This is a genomic window from Streptomyces hypolithicus (assembly GCF_052934925.1).
Map to the genome: position 1 here is coordinate 2,882,906 of NZ_CM128811.1, position 17,538 is coordinate 2,900,443.

Annotated in this window: 18 protein-coding genes and 1 pseudogene; 7 read left to right on the forward strand and 12 right to left on the reverse strand. The window is 71.1% G+C overall.

What is annotated here, in order from left to right; translation table 11 throughout:
- Positions 1-22: 22 nt before the first annotated feature.
- A complete protein-coding gene (locus ACU6WZ_RS13585; RefSeq protein ID WP_447033632.1) occupies positions 23-676 on the reverse strand; it encodes a TetR/AcrR family transcriptional regulator in 654 nt (217 codons plus the stop codon).
- Positions 673-2,181, reverse strand: coding sequence for a 3-hydroxyacyl-CoA dehydrogenase (locus ACU6WZ_RS13590; RefSeq protein WP_447033634.1), 1,509 nt, complete (start codon positions 2,179-2,181; stop codon positions 673-675). Before ACU6WZ_RS13590 ends, ACU6WZ_RS13585 begins: the two co-directional genes overlap by 4 nt.
- 125 nt (positions 2,182-2,306) lie before the next feature.
- On the opposite strand from ACU6WZ_RS13590, the gene paaN reads away from it, so the two are divergent.
- A complete protein-coding gene (gene paaN / locus ACU6WZ_RS13595) occupies positions 2,307-3,998 on the forward strand; it encodes a phenylacetic acid degradation protein PaaN (protein WP_447033636.1) in 1,692 nt (563 codons plus the stop codon).
- A gap of 46 nt (positions 3,999-4,044) precedes the next feature.
- On the opposite strand, the gene ACU6WZ_RS13600 is transcribed toward paaN, so the two are convergent.
- The 3 genes from ACU6WZ_RS13600 to ACU6WZ_RS13610 all read right to left on the reverse strand — a co-directional run bounded on the left by ACU6WZ_RS13600 (position 4,045) and on the right by ACU6WZ_RS13610 (position 7,022).
- Positions 4,045-4,809 (reverse strand): TrmH family RNA methyltransferase, encoded by a 765-nt coding sequence (locus tag ACU6WZ_RS13600; RefSeq protein ID WP_447033638.1) that lies wholly within the window; start codon positions 4,807-4,809, stop codon positions 4,045-4,047.
- Between the two features lie 99 nt (positions 4,810-4,908).
- Entirely contained in the window at positions 4,909-6,222 is a 1,314-nt protein-coding gene (locus tag ACU6WZ_RS13605) for an HTTM domain-containing protein (protein ID WP_447033639.1), read from the reverse strand.
- A complete protein-coding gene (locus ACU6WZ_RS13610) occupies positions 6,219-7,022 on the reverse strand; it encodes a DUF5819 family protein (protein ID WP_447033640.1) in 804 nt (267 codons plus the stop codon). The genes ACU6WZ_RS13605 and ACU6WZ_RS13610 overlap by 4 nt, the downstream gene beginning before the upstream one ends.
- Positions 7,023-7,155: 133 nt before the next feature.
- Here ACU6WZ_RS13610 and paaA point away from each other — a divergent pair, with 133 nt between their 5' ends.
- The 5 genes from paaA to ACU6WZ_RS13635 are packed head-to-tail and all read left to right on the forward strand — an operon-like array spanning position 7,156 to position 10,713.
- Complete coding sequence (gene paaA, locus ACU6WZ_RS13615; protein WP_447033642.1) at positions 7,156-8,145, forward strand: 1,2-phenylacetyl-CoA epoxidase subunit PaaA; 990 nt, start codon at positions 7,156-7,158, stop codon at positions 8,143-8,145.
- Positions 8,142-8,429 (forward strand): 1,2-phenylacetyl-CoA epoxidase subunit PaaB, encoded by a 288-nt coding sequence (gene paaB, locus ACU6WZ_RS13620; protein WP_447033643.1) that lies wholly within the window; start codon positions 8,142-8,144, stop codon positions 8,427-8,429. Before paaA ends, paaB begins: the two co-directional genes overlap by 4 nt.
- Positions 8,426-9,142 carry a 1,2-phenylacetyl-CoA epoxidase subunit PaaC gene (paaC, locus tag ACU6WZ_RS13625; protein ID WP_447033645.1) on the forward strand — a complete coding sequence of 239 codons (717 nt, stop codon included), beginning with the start codon at positions 8,426-8,428 and terminating at the stop codon, positions 9,140-9,142. The genes paaB and paaC overlap by 4 nt, the downstream gene beginning before the upstream one ends.
- The gene (paaD, locus tag ACU6WZ_RS13630) at positions 9,136-9,633 is read left to right on the forward strand and encodes a 1,2-phenylacetyl-CoA epoxidase subunit PaaD (RefSeq protein ID WP_447033647.1); all 498 of its coding nucleotides are present in this window, start codon (positions 9,136-9,138) and stop codon (positions 9,631-9,633) included. Before paaC ends, paaD begins: the two co-directional genes overlap by 7 nt.
- Entirely contained in the window at positions 9,634-10,713 is a 1,080-nt protein-coding gene (locus ACU6WZ_RS13635) for a 2Fe-2S iron-sulfur cluster-binding protein (RefSeq protein WP_447033648.1), read from the forward strand.
- Between the two features lie 102 nt (positions 10,714-10,815).
- Here ACU6WZ_RS13635 and ACU6WZ_RS13640 read toward each other — a convergent pair whose 3' ends face one another.
- The 4 genes from ACU6WZ_RS13640 to ACU6WZ_RS13655 all read right to left on the reverse strand — a co-directional run bounded on the left by ACU6WZ_RS13640 (position 10,816) and on the right by ACU6WZ_RS13655 (position 14,457).
- Positions 10,816-11,160, reverse strand: a complete 345-nt coding sequence (locus ACU6WZ_RS13640; protein ID WP_447033649.1) for a rhodanese-like domain-containing protein — start codon at positions 11,158-11,160, stop codon at positions 10,816-10,818.
- A 72-nt stretch (positions 11,161-11,232) separates the two neighbouring features.
- Positions 11,233-12,120 carry a J domain-containing protein gene (locus tag ACU6WZ_RS13645; protein WP_447033651.1) on the reverse strand — a complete coding sequence of 296 codons (888 nt, stop codon included), beginning with the start codon at positions 12,118-12,120 and terminating at the stop codon, positions 11,233-11,235.
- Between the two features lie 82 nt (positions 12,121-12,202).
- Complete coding sequence (locus ACU6WZ_RS13650; RefSeq protein WP_447033653.1) at positions 12,203-13,702, reverse strand: DUF2252 domain-containing protein; 1,500 nt, start codon at positions 13,700-13,702, stop codon at positions 12,203-12,205.
- Between the two features lie 194 nt (positions 13,703-13,896).
- Complete coding sequence (locus ACU6WZ_RS13655; RefSeq protein WP_447033655.1) at positions 13,897-14,457, reverse strand: hypothetical protein; 561 nt, start codon at positions 14,455-14,457, stop codon at positions 13,897-13,899.
- Between the two features lie 500 nt (positions 14,458-14,957).
- Between ACU6WZ_RS13655 and ACU6WZ_RS13660 the strand changes: the two genes are divergently transcribed.
- Entirely contained in the window at positions 14,958-15,293 is a 336-nt protein-coding gene (locus ACU6WZ_RS13660) for a hypothetical protein (RefSeq protein ID WP_447033657.1), read from the forward strand.
- A 37-nt stretch (positions 15,294-15,330) separates the two neighbouring features.
- On the opposite strand, the pseudogene ACU6WZ_RS13665 reads toward ACU6WZ_RS13660, so the two are convergent.
- The 3 genes and pseudogenes from ACU6WZ_RS13665 to ACU6WZ_RS13675 all read right to left on the reverse strand — a co-directional run.
- Positions 15,331-15,485: pseudogene (locus tag ACU6WZ_RS13665) on the reverse strand (IS5 family transposase); the annotation flags it as partial.
- A 143-nt stretch (positions 15,486-15,628) separates the two neighbouring features.
- Positions 15,629-16,741: a sensor histidine kinase gene (locus tag ACU6WZ_RS13670; protein WP_447033659.1), complete on the reverse strand. Its 1,113-nt coding sequence runs from the start codon at positions 16,739-16,741 to the stop codon at positions 15,629-15,631.
- A complete protein-coding gene (locus ACU6WZ_RS13675; protein ID WP_447033661.1) occupies positions 16,738-17,421 on the reverse strand; it encodes a response regulator in 684 nt (227 codons plus the stop codon). Before ACU6WZ_RS13675 ends, ACU6WZ_RS13670 begins: the two co-directional genes overlap by 4 nt.
- Positions 17,422-17,538 lie beyond the last annotated feature (117 nt).

Below are 17,538 nucleotides of genomic sequence, written 5' to 3' on the forward strand. Positions count from 1 at the left end.
CCTCGGATGCCCTGGAGCGCCCTCAGCGGCTGGCACGGAGCCCGTCGAAGGCCAGCCGTACCACCGTCTCCGCGAGCTGCTCCCCGTCGGAGGATTCGGTGCCGCCTGAGGTGCCGCCCGAGGCGGGGGTCGGGGCGGAGGCCGAGGCGGGGGTCGGCGCGGCCTGCGGGCGGTACCACTCGACCAGCGAGTTGACCATGCCGAAGAGGAGCCGCGTCGCCATGCGTATGTCGACATCGGTGCGCAGGTCGCCGTCCGCGGCCGCCGCCTTCAGCAGATCGCCGACCCGCTGGTCGAACTCGCGGCGCCGCTCCAGCGCCCACCGCTCGGCCCGCGTGTTGCCGCGTACGCGCAGGAGCAGCGTCACGTACGGCAGCTCAGCCATCAGCACCTCGACCGTGCGCCGGGTGACGTACTCGACCCGCTCGATGGCCCGCCCGCGCACCGCGCCGGGCTCGTCCAGGATCCCGAAGAGCCCGTCGAGGGCACGGCTGACAGCACGCCGCAGCAGCTCCTCCTTGCCCGAGACATGGTGGTAGATCGACGACTTGGAGATGCCCGCGGCCTTGGACAGGTGCTCCATGGAAGTGCCGTCGTAACCGCGCTCGTTGAAGACCCGGACGGCCACCGACAGCAGGCTCTCGGGCGTGTACGTGTCGCGCTTGGCCGTGGTCATCCGGCGCTCTCCTCCTTTGCGGCGAAAGCCTGCCGGTAGAGCCCCAGGGACGGGGCGTAGCGACCGGTCGGGAGGCACTCGTGCAGGTTTTCCAGCAGGTTGTACGCCCAGTCCTTGCCCAGCGCCCGGCCCCACTCGACCGGTCCGCGCGGGTAGTTCACGCCCAGGCGCATGGCCGTGTCGATGTCATCGGGCGAAGCGACGCCCCGCGCGACGGCGTCGGCCGCGAGGTCGACCAGCATGGCGACCGTACGGGCGACGATCATGCCGGGGACGTCGCCGATGACGCTGACGTCCTTGCCGAGCCTCTGGAAGAGCCCGATGGCCTCGGCGACCGTCCGCGCGGAGGTGTCCTCGCAGGCGGACAGCGCGATGCGGGTGGCGCCTCGGTAGTCGAGGGCGAGGTCGAAGTAGACGACGTCGGCGTACTCGACGGAGGTCCGGCCGTCGGCCGGCACGAGCTGTCCCTCACCGGGCAGTTCGATGTACGGGCCGCCGGACTCCACGCGCCGCACCCCGATACCCGCCTCCTCCATCATTGCCACCAGGACATCGGCGTGACCGAGGTCCCCGACGACGGACACGGCCTCCGGGGCGTCCTCGGGATCGGCGGTGTGCGGCGCGGGCCTGGCCGTATCGCCCTCGTACGGGAACCAGCCGCGGCCCGACTTCCGGCCGAGCCGGCCCGACTCGACGAGGCGCCGCTGGGCGAGCGAGGGCACGAATTTGGGGCTATGAAAGAACGAATCCCACACCGACCCGGTGACGGCTTCGTTGACGTCCTGCCCGATCAGGTCGGTCAGCTCGAAGGGGCCCATTTTGAAGCCCCCTGACTCGCGCAGTACGGCGTCAATGGTGGCCGGGTCGGCGCCCTGCTCCTCGTACACCGCGAAGGCCTCGGCGTAGAAGGGGCGGGCGATGCGGTTGACGATGAAGCCGGGGGTGTCCGCGCAGCGCACCGGGGTCTTGCCCCAGGCGGCGACCGTGGCCCACGCGCGCGTGGCGCTCGATTCGTCGGTCGCGAATCCGCTGACGACCTCGACGAGGGGCAGCAGCGGCGCGGGGTTGAAGAAATGCAGCCCGACGAAACGGCCGGGGCTCTTCAGGTGACCGGCGATGGCCGTGACGGACAGTGACGAGGTGTTGGTCGCGAGCAGACAGTCGTCGGCCACGACCGCCTCGAGCGCGGCGAAGAGCTCCTGCTTGACCGCCAGTTGCTCAACGACCGCTTCGACGACGAGCGCGGCGTCCGCGAGTTCGGAGAGATCGTCGGCGGCGTGCAGCCGGGCGCGGGCGGCGTCGGCCTCCCGCCGGTCGATCCTGCCCTTCTCGACGAGCCGCTCCAGGCGCGCGCCGACGGCCTGGCCGGCCTCGCGCGCGCGGCCGGCCGCGGCGTCGTAGAGGCGCACCGGGTGGCCGGCGAGGAGGGCGACCTGGGCGATGCCCTGGCCCATGGTGCCGGTGCCTACGACGGCGACGGTGCGGGCTCGATCGATAGCTGTCATGCCCCCGATCCTCCCGTACGAGTTATCCACAGGTTTGGCCGGGCCCTCTTGTCCCGACCGATCGTTCGGTTACTGTATCTCGTGTCCGCCTGTCCCTGCCCAGCTCGACGAGGAGTTGGTCCGCCGTGGCCGCCGAACTCACCACTTCCCAGATGTCCCAGAAGCACCGGGCCACTCTCGACCGGGCGCTCGACGTGATCAGCACGCGCGCCTACTGGTCCCCGCACCCCGAGCACCCGAAGGCGTACGGCGAGAACGGCAGCCTGAGCGCCGCCGACGGCCTCGCCGCCTTCCAGGCGCTGCACGGCAACCGCTTCGACCTGGACCAGCCGGGCACCGACGGCTGGACGGGCTCCGAGGTGTCGCCGTACGGACCGGAGCTGGGCGTCGAGTACCCGCACCCCGACATCGACGTCCTCCTGCCGGCGATGCGGGCGGGCATGGGCGCCTGGCGGGACGCGGGCCCCGAGACCCGCGCGCTGGTGTGCCTGGAAATCCTGTCGCGCATCAGCGCCCGTACGCACGAATTCGCTCACGCGGTCATGCACACCAGCGGCCAGGCGTTCATGATGGCGTTCCAGGCGGGCGGCCCGCACGCCCAGGACCGCGGCCTTGAGGCCGTGGCGTACGCCTACGCCGAGCAGGTACGCACCCCCGCTGCCGCCGACTGGTCCAAGCCGCAGGGCAAGCGCGACCCGCTCAATCTGAGCAAGTCCTTCACCGCGGTTCCGCGCGGTGTCGCGCTGCTCATCGGCTGCAACACCTTCCCGACGTGGAACGGCTACCCGGGGCTCTTCGCCTCCCTGGCCACCGGCAACCCGGTCCTGGTCAAACCGCACCCCCGCGCGGTCCTCCCGCTGGCCCTCACTGTCCGGGTGGCCCGTGAGGTGCTCGCCGAAGCCGGCTTCGACCCCAACCTGGTCGCACTGGCCGCCGAGCGCCCCGACGAGGGCATCGCCAAGACCCTCGCGGTCCGCCCCGAGATCCGGATCATCGACTACACGGGGTCCACGGCCTTCGGTGACTGGCTCGAGACCAACGCCCGCCAGGCGCAGGTCTACACGGAGAAGGCAGGCGTCAACACCGTCGTGATTGACTCGACGGACGACTACAAGGGCATGCTGTCCAACCTCGCCTTCTCCCTGTCGCTCTACAGCGGACAGATGTGCACCACCCCGCAGAACCTCCTGATCCCCAGGGACGGCATCGCGACGGACGCGGGGGCGAAGTCCTACGACGAGGTGGTCGCCGACCTCGCGGCCTCGGTAGCCGGCCTGCTCGGCGACGACGCTCGCGCCAACGCGCTGCTGGGCGCCCTGGTCAACCCGGACGTCAAAGCACGCCTGGAAGCGGCCGCGAGCATGGGCGAAGTGGCTCTCCCTTCAAGGGAGATCACCAACCCGGACTTCCCCGGAGCGACGGTGCGCACGCCCCTCATGGTCAAGTCCGACGGCGCCAAGCCGGACGCGGACGCGGCGTACATGTCCGAATGCTTCGGCCCGGTCTCGTTCGCGGTGGCCGTGGACTCGACGGCGGACGCGCTGCACCTGCTGCGCCGTACGGTCCGCGAGAAGGGCGCCATGACGGTCGGCGCGTACACGACCTCCGCGGACACCGAGGCCGCCGTCGAAGAGGTCTGCCTGGAGGAGTCCGCCCAGCTGTCGCTGAACCTGACGGGCGGGGTTTACCTCAACCAGACCGCCGCGTTCTCCGACTTCCACGGCTCGGGCGGCAACCCCGCGGCGAACGCGGCACTGTGCGACACGGCCTTCGTCGCCAACCGCTTCCGTGTCGTGGAGACCCGTCGGCAGGCATAGCCCCCGAGAGGCCGGGCCCAGCCTCGCCGCCCGTCGTCGCCGTCCCTCACGGGGTGGCGACGGGCGGCCCTCCCCAGTGGAACAGCGTCATGGCGACGCTGGTGGCCAGGTTGTAACTGGACACCTGCGGTCGCATCGGGAGCGCCACCAGCTGGTCGGCGCGGCTGCGCAGCTCCGGTGAGATCCCGTGGCGCTCCGAGCCGAACGCGACGAGTGCGTCGGCGGGGATGTCGAGGGACCTGATGTCCTCGCCCTCCGGGTCCAGGACGTACAGCGGGCCCGGCGGCAGGGCATCGAGGTTCGTCCGCTCCACCGCCGTGGCGTAGTGGAGCCCGGCCCCGGCGCGTACCGCGTTCGGGTGCCAGGGGTCCAGATCGCCGGTCGTGATCACGCCCGTGGCGCCGAATCCGGCGGCGAGGCGGACCACCGCACCGACGTTGCCGAGGTTGCGGGGGTTGTCCAGCAGGACGACCGGAGCCGGGCGGGGAAGTCGGGACAGCGCCCGGGCATTGGCCCCGGCGTCGCGGCGTACCGCCAGGGCGGCCACCGCTGTCGGGTGCACCCTGGGAACCAGCTCGCGCAGGGCGGACACGGGAATCTCGACGACGGATCCGGCGATCACCTGCGAGAGGTCGCCCGCGAGCTCCGCCGCCAGCGCCAGTACTGCGTGCCGGTCGCTCGTGACGGTCAGCCGCACGTCGGCGCCGAAGCGCAGCGCGTGCTTCAGGGCATGAAAACCGTCGAGCAGTACAGAGCCGGGGGCAGCCTCACGCCACGCGCGCATCACCGCCCCGGTCGCGTCCTCAGTCATGACGTCAGCCTACGGCGGCGCCCGAGCACCACCGGCCGCCCCCGGTCACCTCTGGGCACCCCCCGAGCGCCGCGAACAGAGCCTGCCCCGGGTGCTTGCTCAGCCGACGTACGCGCGGGCCTTCTCCTGTGGCTGCACGCGCCGCTGCTCCGGTACCACGCCCCCGCCGCCAAACCGGGGACGCAGGCGGCTCCGCGCCTGCCCCACCCACCGGCCGAGGCGCCGTAGGAAGCCGGTCGGCAGGAAGACCGCGTCGGCGGCGATCATCGCCAACGAGAAGAAGGGCAGCCCCAGGAGCACGGCGATGGCCGCATGCTCGGCGATCATTACAGCGAGCAGGACGTTCTTCACCCGTCGGTTGAAGAGCGTGAAGGGAAAGGCGACCTGCACCGCCACGGTCCCGTACGTCAACAGCATCACGATCACCCCGCTGGACGCCAGCAGCACGGACAGCGCGGGCCAGGGCGAGAAGTAATCAAGATGCAGCGGGTAGTAGAGGGCGGTGCCGTCCTGCCAGCGCGAACCCTGGACCTTGTACCAGCCGGCGGTCGCGTAGACGAGGCAGACCTCCGCCATGATCACGAAGAGGCCCGCGTTGTGCGTGAGATTGGCGATCACGTCCATCAGGACGCGCGGCTCCCCTGGCGCGTAACGACCGGCCGCCCACCACAGCCCGTGCACCGCCCACAGACCCCAGAAAACAATCAGCCAGCCGCCGCCGAGCTCACCGGCGAACGTCACCACGGCGAGCGCGGCGCCCAGCACACCCCACAGGACAGGCCCCACCCGGTCGGTCAGTCCGGCCCTGCCGGCCCGGTCCGTCCGGCCGAGGTCCGGGGCGGGCAGCGGGCTGGCGCGGGCAGCTGTCGCGCGTATCTCGCGCCGGGCGTCCAGGGACCACACCTGTCCGCAGCGCGTCAGCACCAGATACATCGCCATCAGGTGAATGACGTTGTCGCCACCGTCGCCCACGAAAATGCTGCGGTTCTGGATCGACAGCACGCCGATCATGAAGAGCACGGACATGGTCCGGGTACGCCAGCCCACCAGCAGCAGCGCGGCGGACACCACCGCGAGGCCGTAGACGACCTCGAACCAGAGCGGGCTCTGCGACCACATCAGCGCGGTGAAGGCGTGATTGCCGGCGATGAGCTGCTGCGCCATGTCCCAGCTCCAGGGCCCCTCGGGCCCGTACAGCTCATGGCGGTGCGAGTACTCGCTGAGCAGGAAAAGCAGCCAGGTCAGCGAGAACCCGATCCGCACCACGGCGCTCTGGTACGGCCCGAGGGCGGTGGACGTGACGCGCTGAAGAGTCCCGGCGAGGGCCATACGACGCGAGGCGGCGCGGCCGGCGACGCGAGGCGACGCGGGGTCGCCTGCGGGGGTCTGGGGGGCGGGGGCGGACGAGGTCATCGGTCCTCCTCCGTTTCCCGCGCGGCTCGCTCGGCACCTTCGGGCAGATCCGCTTCGGTGATCGACCACCACGGGAGAGCCCGGTGGGCGGGCCGGCTGTTGGTCTTCTCCTTGCTCCACGGCGGGGCCTTCACCCACAAGGTCTCCGACCTGACCTGGATCCGCTCGACCTTGCCGCCCAGGTCCTGGTCGGCGAAACGCAGCATCACGATCCGGCGGATGTAGCGCTCGGAGAGAGCTCCGCGCGTGCCGTTCGGCCTGTTCGCTTCGTCGTGCGAGGCGGTGTAGAAGTCCCAGCCGCGCCGCAGCGTGTTCTGGACGGTGTGACTGGGCAGCAGGTTGCCGCGGATCGCTTCGCCGTCCTGGGCGGAGAGGTCGATCCAGTCGGTGGTCCTCCACTGCCCGTCGGCCGCGCGAACCTGGGCCCGTACCTGTACGGCGATGTTCTGCTGGAGCGGGTTGGGGGCGAACAGCTTCCAGTTCTGCTCAAACTCGGGGTACACCCAGTCGTCGACCACCTCGCCGTGCTCCTTGCTGACGGTGTTGGAAGGTGCGACGTGCAGAAACACCATGCCCAGGTGAACACAGGCGACGGCCCCGACGGTGGCCAGCGCGAGCGCGGCGACGGCCTGGTACGGGCGGGAGAGCGCCGCGATGCCCCCGGCGGCGCCCGGTGCCCGCGCACCCGCCGGCGGTGTTTCGGCGGACGCTGTTTCGGCGGACGCCACGGGGCCGGTACGGGACGGCTCGTCCCGTCCGGCGAGCCCGGTGTTCACGCCACCGTCGTCGTGCGAATTCATGCCGCCCCGTTCACCGTCGGCCCAATCAGTTATCCACAGGGTTGACACCCTACGGGCCGTCGCCTCACCATTGAAGTCATCAGACCGAACGATCGGTCGGTCGTTGAGTCGGCAAGGACGGGAGGGGGCTCGGATGGCTACAGCAGCCGCGCACCGCACCACGGCTGAGGCACAGGCCGGACAGGCGGAGCAGACCGCCGCGCACCAGGCGGCGTTCGACACCGCGGTGGCGGCGGATGAGCGCATCGAGCCGCGGGACTGGATGCCGGACTCCTACCGGGCCTCGTTGGTCCGGCAGATGGCGCAGCACGCCCACTCGGAAATCATCGGCATGCAGCCCGAGGCCAACTGGATCACCCGAGCGCCCTCTCTGCGCCGCAAGGCGATCCTGATGGCCAAGGTGCAGGACGAGGCGGGCCACGGGCTGTACCTCTACAGCGCCGCCGAGACGCTGGGCACCGACCGCGAGGAGCTGCTCGACAAACTGCACTCCGGCCGCCAGAAATACTCGTCCATCTTCAACTACCCCACGCTGACCTGGGCCGACGTCGGGGCGATTGGCTGGCTGGTGGACGGCGCCGCGATCACCAACCAGGTCCCGCTGTGCCGCTGCTCCTACGGTCCCTACGCCCGCGCCATGGTCCGGATCTGCAAGGAGGAGTCCTTCCACCAGCGCCAGGGGTTCGAGCTGCTGCTCAGCCTCAGCCAGGGCACACCGGAGCAGCACGCCATGGCGCAGGACGCGGTCGACCGCTGGTGGTGGCCGTCACTGATGATGTTCGGCCCGCCGGACGACGAATCGGCCCACTCCGCGCAGTCCATGGCCTGGAAGATCAAACGGCACTCGAACGACGAGCTGCGCCAGCGCTTCGTCGACATCGCCGTCCCGCAGGCCGCCGCCCTCGGCCTGACCCTCCCCGACCCGCACCTGAAGTGGAACGAGGAGCGCGGGCAGCACGACTTCGGCGCGATCGACTGGGACGAGTTCCGGGACGTACTGAAGGGCAACGGCCCCTGCAACGAGCAGCGGCTCACACAGCGACGCACGGCGCACGAAGAGGGCGCCTGGGTCCGGGAAGCGGCGAGCGCGTACGCCGCGAAGCGCGAAGGGGCAGCAGCATGACGCACTCCGACTGGCCGCTGTGGGAAGTGTTCGTGCGCTCGCGCCGCGGACTGTCCCACACCCACGCAGGCAGCCTCCACGCACCGGACGCGGAAATGGCACTGCGCAATGCCCGCGACCTCTACACCCGCAGGTCGGAAGGTGTCTCGTTGTGGGTGGTGCCGTCGGCGGCGATCACCGCGTCCTCGCCCGACGAGAAGGACCCGTTCTTCGAGCCGGCCGCCGACAAGCCCTACCGGCACCCGACGTTCTACGCGATCCCGGACGGGGTGAAGCACCTGTGACCGCCGCCGGCGCATCCGCGGCCCTCGCCCTGGGCGACGACGCCCTGGTGCTCTCGCACCGGCTGGGCGAGTGGGCGGGCTACGCACCCGTGCTGGAAGAGGAAGTGGCGCTCGCCAACATCGCGCTCGACCTGCTGGGCCAGGCCCGGATCCTGCTGTCGCTCGTCGGCGACGAGGACGAGCTGGCCTACCTCCGCGAGGAGCGCGCCTTCCGCAACCTCCAGCTGGTCGAGCAGCCGAACGGCGACTTCGCCCACACCATCGCCCGCCAGCTGTACTTCTCCACCTACCAGCGGCTGCTGTACGGGCGGCTGGCAGCCGGGGACGGAGCGTTCGCCCCGCTGGCCGCGAAAGCCGTCAAGGAGGTCGCGTACCACCAGGACCACGCCGAGCACTGGACACTGCGCCTCGGCGACGGCACGGACGAGAGCCACCGGCGGATGCAGCAGGGCTGCGACGCACTGTGGCGGTTCACCGGCGAGATGTTCCAGCCCGTCGAGGGCCTGGATGCCGACTGGCAGCAGCTGGAGAGCGACTGGCGGCAATCGGTCGACGACGTGCTGAAGCGCGCCACGCTGATCGTGCCCCAGGGGCCGCGGAGCGGTGCCTGGGCGGCCGGCGCTGGACGGCAGGGCCTGCACACCGAACCATTCGGGCGGATGATCTCCGAAATGCAGCACCTGCACCGCAGCCACCCGGGGGCGACATGGTGACCGACACCGTCCTGGAGGCCGAGCTGCGCAGGATCGCGGGCGCCGTCCCCGATCCCGAACTGCCGGTGCTCACCCTGGAGGAGCTGGGCGTCCTGCGGGCCGTCCACGTCAGCGGCCCCGGCAGCGTCGAGGTCGAGCTGACCCCCACCTACACCGGCTGCCCGGCGATCGAGGCCATGTCCTCGGACATCGAGCGCGCCCTGCACGAGCACGGAATACCGGACGTGTCGGTCCGCACCGTGCTGTCACCGGCCTGGTCGACGGACGACATCAGCGCGGAGGGCCGCCGCAAACTCGCCGAGTTCGGCATAGCCCCGCCCCGCCCGCAGCCCGCCGACGGCGGACCCGTGCCGCTGACCCTCTCGGTGCGCTGCCCGCACTGCGGCTCCACGGACACCGAGCTGCTCAGCCGGTTCTCCTCCACCGCGTGCAAGGCGCTGCGCCGCTGTGTGTCCTGCCGCGAACCGTTCGACCACTTCAAGGAGTTGTAGATGTTCCATCCGCTCCGGGTCCGCGAGGTCGAGCAGCTCACGGACGACTCCGTGACCGTCACTCTCGCCGTGCCGCCCGAGCTCCGCGAGACCTTCCGGCACACACCGGGCCAGCACATCGCGCTGCGCCGCGTCGTGGACAGCGTGGAGATCCGGCGCACGTACTCGATCTGCGCCCCGGCCACCGAGAAGCCGCTGGAGCCGGTGCTGCGCGTCGGCATCCGGCTGGTCGACGGCGGCGCGTACTCGACGTACGCCCTCAAGGAACTGGCCGTGGGCGACACGATCGAGGCGATGGCCCCGACGGGCCGCTTCGTCCTGGAGCCGCGGGCCGGACGCTTCGCGGCGGTCGTGGGAGGCAGCGGCATCACACCGGTGCTGTCGATCGCGGCGACGCTGCTGGCACGCCGGCCGGACGCCAGTTTCTGCCTGGTACGCAGCGACCGCACCGCGGCGTCCACCATGTTCCTGGACGAGGTCGCCGACCTGAAGGACCGCTACCCTGACCGTTTCCAGCTGGTCACGGCGCTCTCCCGGGAGGAGCAGCAGGCGGGACTGCCGTCGGGCCGGCTCGACGAGGAACGACTGGCACAGCTGCTGCCCGCCCTGCTGCCCGTGCCGGAGGTGGACGGATGGTTCCTGTGCGGACCCCTCGGCCTCGTCGAGGGCGCCGAGCGGGCGCTGCGCGGACTCGGGGTCACGCGCCAGCGCATCCACCAGGAGATCTTCCACGTGGACAGCGGGACGGGAACGGTCACGGCGGGCGCCGACGGCCGCTCGAACCCGCCGGCGGGCAGCGCCCTCACCGCCACACTGACCGCGACGCTCGACGGGCGGTCGGGCAACTGGCCGGTCCTGGAGGGCGACTCGCTGCTGGAGACGGTGCTGCGCAGCCGCGCCGACGCGCCCTACGCCTGCAAGGGCGGCGTCTGCGGCACCTGCCGGGCGTTCCTGGTGTCCGGCGAGGTGCGGATGGACCGCAACTACGCCCTGGAGCCGGAGGAGACCGAGGCGGGGTACGTCCTGGCATGCCAGTCGCACCCTGCGACAGCGACGGTAGAGCTCGACTTCGACCGCTGAACCGGGCGGGAGCGGGCGGGACCGGGCCGAACCGGCCTGGACCGGCCAGAACGGGCCCGGAACCGCGGGCCACGCAGGCGGAAGGCGGTGCGCCGGCCGGACTCAGAGGACGAAGGCCGGCGCCTGGCCGTCGGTGACCATGGGGCGCCCGGCGCCGTCCCAGGCGAGCATGCCGCCGTCGATGTTCACGGCGTCCACGCCCTGCTGCACCAGGTACTGCGTGACCTGGGCGGACCGGCCGCCGACCCGGCACATCACGTGCACCCGGCGGCCATCGTCCGCCGCTGCGGTCAGCTCTCCGAAGCGGCCCACGAAGTCGCTCATGGGGATGTGCAGCGCTCCCTCGACGTGCCCCGCCGCCCACTCCTCGTTCTCCCGTACGTCCAGTACGAAGCCGTCGGTCGGCACCGCCGCGACTTCGACGGAGGGGAGCGGGGCGAAATTCATGGGTCATACCTTCTCTCGTACGTACACACACGGTCGTACACACACGGCGCCAGTCGGGACCGGACTGGCAACCTACTCCACCGGTTTGGCCAGTTCCGCCAGTTCCGCCTCGCGCTCGCAGACCCGCGCGAGCAGTTGCTCGGCGATCTCCTCCAGCAGCCGGTCGGGGTCGTCCGGGGCCATCCGCAGCATCGAGCCGATCGCGCCGTCCTCGAGCTCCCGTGCGACCACCGACAGCAGCTCCTTGCGCTGGGACAGCCACTCCAGGCGCGCGTACAGCTCCTCGCTCCCGTCCGGCCCCTGCTGCTCGGGCTCGGGCCCCGCCGCCCACTCGTCCGCGAGCACGCGCAGCTGGTCCACGTCGCCGCGCCCGTACGCGGCGTTGACCCGCGTGATGAACTCGTCTCTGCGCACCCGCTCCGCCTCGTCCTGCGCCAGGTCGGGATGGGCCTGGCGAGCCAGCTCGCGGTAGAGCTTGCGCGCCTCCTCGCTCGGCCGGACCCGCCTCGGCGGCTGCACCTGCTGCCCCGTGAGCATGGCCGACGCCTCGGGCGACAGACCGTCGGAGTCCAGCCAGTCGTGGAACAGCTCGTCGACACCGGGCATCGGCATGACCATCGCCCGGGCCTCATCCGCCCTGCGGCGGTCCTCCGGGTCACCGGTGCGCGCGGCGGTGGCCTCGGCGATCCGGGCGTCCAGCTCGTCGAGACGCGCGTACATCGGGCCGAGCTTCTGGTGATGGAGCCGGGAGAAGTTCTCCACCTCCACCCGGAAGGTCTCCACCGCGATCTCGAACTCGATCAGCGCCTGCTCAGCAGCGCGCACGGCCTTCTCCAGCCGCGCCTGAGGCCGGGGCCCCGCACCGACCGGAGCCTGCTCAGCGCTGTCCTGCCCGGTCGTCTGCGGGCCCTGCACGTCGTCGTTCGGGGTCGTCGGCTCCCCGGGAGCTTCCTGAGTCACCCGCCCAGCGTACGGGCGGCCCGGGGCCCAGGTCACACCCCCAGGTCACGCCCCTCACGGCCACACCGGACCGGCCCCCTGGTCAGACCCCGTGCTCAGCGGCTATTCGCCCCTGCCCGACCGCCGCCACCAGATCGCTGTGATCGGCTTCCATACGGTCCGCGTAGGCCACCGCGAAACCCGCCACCGCCTCGTCGAGCTCCTCGTTCTTCCCGCAGTACCCGGCGAGCAGCCGCGGATCGACGCTGTGCGCGTGCGCCCGCGCCAGCAGAGCGCCGGTCATCCGCCCGTAGTCGTCGAGCTGCCCGCTCTCCAGCGCCGCCGGGTCCACACTGCCCTTGCGGTTCCTGAACTGCCGCACCTGGAACGGGCGTCCGTCCACTTCGGCCCAGCCCAGCAGGTTGTCGCTGACGACCTGCATCCGCTTCTGCCCGAGCACCACCCGGCGCCCCTCGTGCCCCGCCTTCGGCACCTCGAAGCCGGCCGCAGGCAGGTAGGGCGTCAACGCCGACGCCCGCGCCTCCTTCACCTGGAGGACCAGCGGCTCGCCCCGGTGGTCGACCAGCAGCACGACGTACGACCGCGTGCCGACACTGCCGGTGCCGACCACCCGGAAGGCCACATCGTGGATCGAGTAGCGGGCGAGCAGCGGCAGCCGGTCCTCGGGAAGCGTCTTCAGATACCCGCCGAGCGCCGAAGCCACCGCCGCGGCCTCCGCGTCCGGCACCCGCCGCAGCACCGGCGGTGCGTCGACGAAGCGCCGTATCCCGCCGGGCCCGTCGGTCGTCGCCTTCGCGGCGAAGCGCGCACTGGTGTTGTTGCGGGCCTTCTCCGCGACCCGCTCCAGGGTGCCGAGCAGGTCGCGCGCGTCCGTGTAGGAGACGAGTTCCTCGTCGGCGATCGCGTTCCACGCGTCCAGGACCGGCAGCTTCGCCAGCAGCCGCATCGTCCGCCGGTACGCCCCGACCGTGTCGAACGCGGCCTGTCGGCAGGTGTCCTCGTCGGCGCCGGTCTGCCGCCCGGCCAGCACCAGCGAGGTCGCGAGCCGCTTGACGTCCCACTCCCAGGGGCCGACGACGGTCTCGTCGAAGTCGTTTAGGTCGATGACCAGGCGGCCGCGGACATCGCCGTACAGGCCGAAGTTGCCCGCGTGCGCGTCACCACAGATCTGCGCGCCCACACCGGTGACGGGGGTGCCCACCAGGTCGTACGCCATCAGTCCGGCCGTGCCCCGCAGGAAGGCGAACGGGGACGCGGCCATGCGTCCGACGCGCAGCGGCGTCAGCTCGGGCACCCGCCCTCGGCTCGACTCCTCGACCGCCTGCACCGCGTCGGGCCGCTGAACAGCGAGCACCAGCGAGTCGTGCGACGCCCGCGGCACCTTCAGCCGCAGCGCCTTGCCCGCGGCCTTGGGCGACTGGGCGGCCGTATCCGGCGAACCGTCCGCCCCGCACCACGCGAACCCCACCACCTCGGGAATCCGCCCCCCGGGATCCTGACCGTCACCGCCGGCACCCGTATCCCGCTGGCCGGACACCGACGTGTCGTCCCGGTCGTCGTGGGTCATGTCGTTCTGGACCATCGCCGCCACCTCCCCCAATGTCGCAGAGCGCCGACGGTCCCCGCCGGCGTCACCAGCTGCCGGCGCCACACCGCCAACATCAACTGCTCACGACGTTACCGCCGCCCCCTGACACCCGTCTTCCCCTGTGGAAAAGTCCGTGCCCACTCCAGCCCCCACCCTTCCCCACCAGGCCCACCTTCCGGTCCGGCCTCCTACTCCAGGCCGGAGGCCCTGAAGACCGACCGCGCCGTGTCGCCGTCGATCCTGCGCGACAGCTGCCGCAGCGCCGTCGCCCCGCACAGCAGCGTCCCGCGTCCCAGCGAGACCCGGGCGCCCGCGTCCAGCCGCCGCCACAACTGCGGATTGGCGGTGAGTACGCGAAGGTCCACTTCGACCCGTACGCCGTCCAGGTCCCGCAGGACCAGCCGCTGCGCGACCCCGTCGGACCAGCGCACCGCCACCAGCCGGTCCGTGTGCACCGTCCGCTTCCGCAACAGGCCGCGTGAGGCCAGCCAGCCGTCGCCCGCGGTCACCCGCTGCGGCAGCAGCACCACGAACAGCAGCACGGCGAGCAACGTCCAGCCGGCGGCCCGCAGGGCGGTGAGGTGGCCGGAGCCCCCGTCGATCGCCAGCAGCATGGCCAGCAGGGCGGCGGCGCAGCGGATCGCGTCCCGCCGCTCGGCCGCCCAGCCGTCGTCGCAGAAGAATTGTCCGGGAGGCTCCGCACGGTCGGCGTCGCGGCCCGGGACCGGAGGTGTGTCGCGCTGTCCCATGCTCCGACGCTAGAAACGCGGGGCGGCTCAGCGCGGGGGCGTTAATGAACCGCTGACGCGGTGCGGGCAGCCTTTGATGCCTTCCTGACAGCCGCCGCACCAACGCGTGAAAACCTCACCGGTCCGCGCCAAGGAACAGAGCCCTGGCCCAGGAGCCCGCCCCCACGGCCGCCGCCAACGCCGTCACCGGCATCACGCCACAGGTTCCCCGCCGCACCGGCCTGCGCCGCATCCACACCCGGAGCGGGCTGCGGCGCAGGCCAGGATCGGGGTCGGGTGCATATCTTCCCAGGGTTCGGCCACAGCCAAGCTGACCTGCGCAGTCGCGTTTCCGCTCAGATGACCGAACGGCTCCGGATCTCGCCGTTCGTGCTGGTCGGCCCGTGTGCGCTGCCTCGGTTCGACAACTTCTCGGCGAAATGCCACGCTCAGGACCTCGAATGATCATGCTCGGCTGAGAAACTCGCAGTTCACAGAGCTGCGAGGAACCCTCGGAAGATATGCACCCATTCCAGATCGACGACCGGGCCGTCAGCCAGGAGGAAATCCTGGCGGCCGGGGCGCAGCTGAGTGACAACGTCGACGACCACGGCCAGCTGCTGTACATGGACACTCCCGCGCTCGGGCTGGGGCAGGTCGCCACCGGCATCGACCCGGACACCGGCACCGTGCAGACCACCGACGGCGAGGACCCGATGCCGGTGGCGCTGTTCGAGCCGGAACGCGCGATGATGTCGCGTCTGCCCGGCGGCGAGCCCAAGGAGATCCAGGTGGAGGGCGCAGTCGCAGCCGGACTGCGGCGCTTCCCCCGCGGCTTCTCCGACGGCGCGGCTTGACCACGACGACCAGCAGCATGCCGAGGGTGTCCACAATCACGGTGGCCTGGACGGTAAGGCGGCGGACCACCAGGTTGGTGATGGCGAGGTGGATCACGGCTTGGGAGCCAGTGGGGGAGGTTTCGCAGTTGCCAGGCGGCGGTGGGACATCAGCCGGCCGTAGGTTCGCTCTACCGTCCATCGCTTCGGTAACGACACCGGCGACGGAAGCATAGCTACGAAGGTACGAAGGTAGGACGTCCTGGGATGAGACAGGAGCGACGGGCCGCTGCAGACGAACTCACGGCCCTGAAACCGCCCTGGGCCCTGTATTCGAGCGTCGAGCTGCCAGCCGTTCAGGGCCTGCTACTTGTCGGAAGGCAGGCGCTGACCAGGAACCCCCCGTCCTCCGTCGCGCGGGCCTCGAAGGCGCCGCCCAGGAGTTGGACGCGCTCACGCAGGCCGATCAAACCATGACCGCCGTTGGGGAGGTCCAGTGGCGGGACCATGGGGTCGGGTGGACCACTGCGGACCTCGACGCGCAGCCCGTCAGCCTCTTGGCGGATGACCACCAGCGCCAAGGCGCCGGGTGAATGCTTGCGCACATTGGTCAACGTCTCCTGCACTGTACGGAACGCGGCACGCTCGACGGACTCCGGGAACCGGTCCGTGAGGCCGTCGGCGATGTCGCAGTCGACGCTGAGCCCGCTGTCCTCGATCAACCTGGGGATGTCGGAGAGGCGGGGCTGCGGGCTGAGCTGCTCGCAGTTCCCGCCCGCCGCGCGCAGTACGCCCACCATCTGGCGCAGTTCGTTCAAGGTCCGGACGGACAGCTCACGGATCGTCGCCGCGGTGTCCCGGGACGCCGGGTCGCGGGCACCCACCGTGAGACCACCCGCCTGGAGGCTGATCAGGGACACTTGGTGGGCGACCACGTCATGCATCTCGCGGGCCAGCCTGACCCGTTCCGTGGCAAGTACGCGCTCGGCCAGCAGCCGGTCCTCGCGGCCCCGGGTGTGGGTGAGCTCCGCCAGGCGGGCCGCGAGTTCGCGGCGGGTGGTGACGAAGAGGCCGAGCATGACGGGCGCGCCGGCGGTCACGAACGCGTCGATGATCTGCAGCGCGACCTCTCGGGACGGGGACAGCACCGGGTTGCCGATGGGGTAGGGCAGAATGTGGGCGGAAGCGACCAGGGCCGCGCACACCGCCAGGAGTCGGCGGTCGCCATGTCGGCAGGCCACGGTGTACAGGGCGATGAGCGACGCGAAAACGGCGTAGCCGATGTACAGCCCCAGCAGTGTGGCCAGCAGCACCGTCACCGGATAGCGGTGGCGCGGCAGGAGGCTCGCGGCCGCCAACAGCGACAATCCGAGTTCGGTACTGGGCGAGACACCGTTGACCAGCACTGCTTCAATGCCGGCTGCAACGACCGGCCCCGTCCTCGTCAGCCACGGCGGAAGGGTGCTCACCCCAACTCTCCGTGGCCAAGGCGCGGGCCGTGGACGAGCCCGGCGCGGTCGGCGACCACAGCCGCCCGGACCCGATTGATTCCGCCGAGCTTGGCGAGCACCACGCTGATGTGGTCCTTGATCGTGCTGCTCGCGAGTTCCATACGCTCGGCCGCCTGCAGGTTCGACAGGCCCTCGCCGAGCAGCGCCAGCACTTCCCGTTCGCGCACCGTTAGCAACTGCACGGCCTTCACGGCTTGTTGGTCCGTGCTGGCCGCGGGGCCCAGGTAGTGCTCTATGACGGTACAGATGCCACCGGGAGCCAGCACGCTGCTCCCCGTGGCCAGTATTCGTACGGACTGGACCAGTTGCTCCGGGTCCGTGTCCTTCAGCAGGAACCCCTTCGCGCCGAGCCGCAGGGCGGACCCGAGGTACTCGTCTGCGTCGAACGTGGTCAGCATCGCGACGGCGGGAAGCCGCACTGCGAGGGCGGTCCGCAGGCCGCGCAGTACGCTCAGGCCGTCCACGTCCGGCATCCGGATGTCCAGCAGCACCACATCGGGCCGATGCGCGATGACGGTGGCCACCGCCTGCCCTCCGCCGCAGTCCGCGACGACCTCGATGTCGCTCGCGGAGGACAGGATGAGACGCAGCGCGGAGCGGACGAGCTGCTCGTCGTCAACCACGACAACGCGGATCACGGTCTCTCCTCTAGCAGGACGATGCGGCGCCTCACTCTACGGACGTCCGTTTCGTCCGCCGACCTCGGGCCGCCGAAACCACGGCGGGCGGCACCCTCCATGGGGTGCCGCCCGCCG

What these genes read in the sequence shown, in the direction of transcription:
- ACU6WZ_RS13600 (WP_447033638.1), bottom strand. Translation starts at nt 4,809, where the DNA reads ATGACTGAGGACGCGACCGGGGCGGTGATGCGCGCGTGGCGTGAGGCT.
- ACU6WZ_RS13660 (WP_447033657.1), top strand. Translation starts at nt 14,958, where the DNA reads ATGCACCCATTCCAGATCGACGACCGGGCCGTCAGCCAGGAGGAAATC.
- paaA (WP_447033642.1), top strand. Translation starts at nt 7,156, where the DNA reads ATGGCTACAGCAGCCGCGCACCGCACCACGGCTGAGGCACAGGCCGGA.
- ACU6WZ_RS13635 (WP_447033648.1), top strand. Translation starts at nt 9,634, where the DNA reads ATGTTCCATCCGCTCCGGGTCCGCGAGGTCGAGCAGCTCACGGACGAC.
- paaB (WP_447033643.1), top strand. Translation starts at nt 8,142, where the DNA reads ATGACGCACTCCGACTGGCCGCTGTGGGAAGTGTTCGTGCGCTCGCGC.
- paaD (WP_447033647.1), top strand. Translation starts at nt 9,136, where the DNA reads ATGGTGACCGACACCGTCCTGGAGGCCGAGCTGCGCAGGATCGCGGGC.
- ACU6WZ_RS13610 (WP_447033640.1), bottom strand. Translation starts at nt 7,022, where the DNA reads ATGAATTCGCACGACGACGGTGGCGTGAACACCGGGCTCGCCGGACGG.
- ACU6WZ_RS13585 (WP_447033632.1), bottom strand. Translation starts at nt 676, where the DNA reads ATGACCACGGCCAAGCGCGACACGTACACGCCCGAGAGCCTGCTGTCG.
- ACU6WZ_RS13640 (WP_447033649.1), bottom strand. Translation starts at nt 11,160, where the DNA reads ATGAATTTCGCCCCGCTCCCCTCCGTCGAAGTCGCGGCGGTGCCGACC.
- ACU6WZ_RS13650 (WP_447033653.1), bottom strand. Translation starts at nt 13,702, where the DNA reads ATGGTCCAGAACGACATGACCCACGACGACCGGGACGACACGTCGGTG.
- ACU6WZ_RS13605 (WP_447033639.1), bottom strand. Translation starts at nt 6,222, where the DNA reads ATGACCTCGTCCGCCCCCGCCCCCCAGACCCCCGCAGGCGACCCCGCG.
- ACU6WZ_RS13590 (WP_447033634.1), bottom strand. Translation starts at nt 2,181, where the DNA reads ATGACAGCTATCGATCGAGCCCGCACCGTCGCCGTCGTAGGCACCGGC.
- ACU6WZ_RS13655 (WP_447033655.1), bottom strand. Translation starts at nt 14,457, where the DNA reads ATGGGACAGCGCGACACACCTCCGGTCCCGGGCCGCGACGCCGACCGT.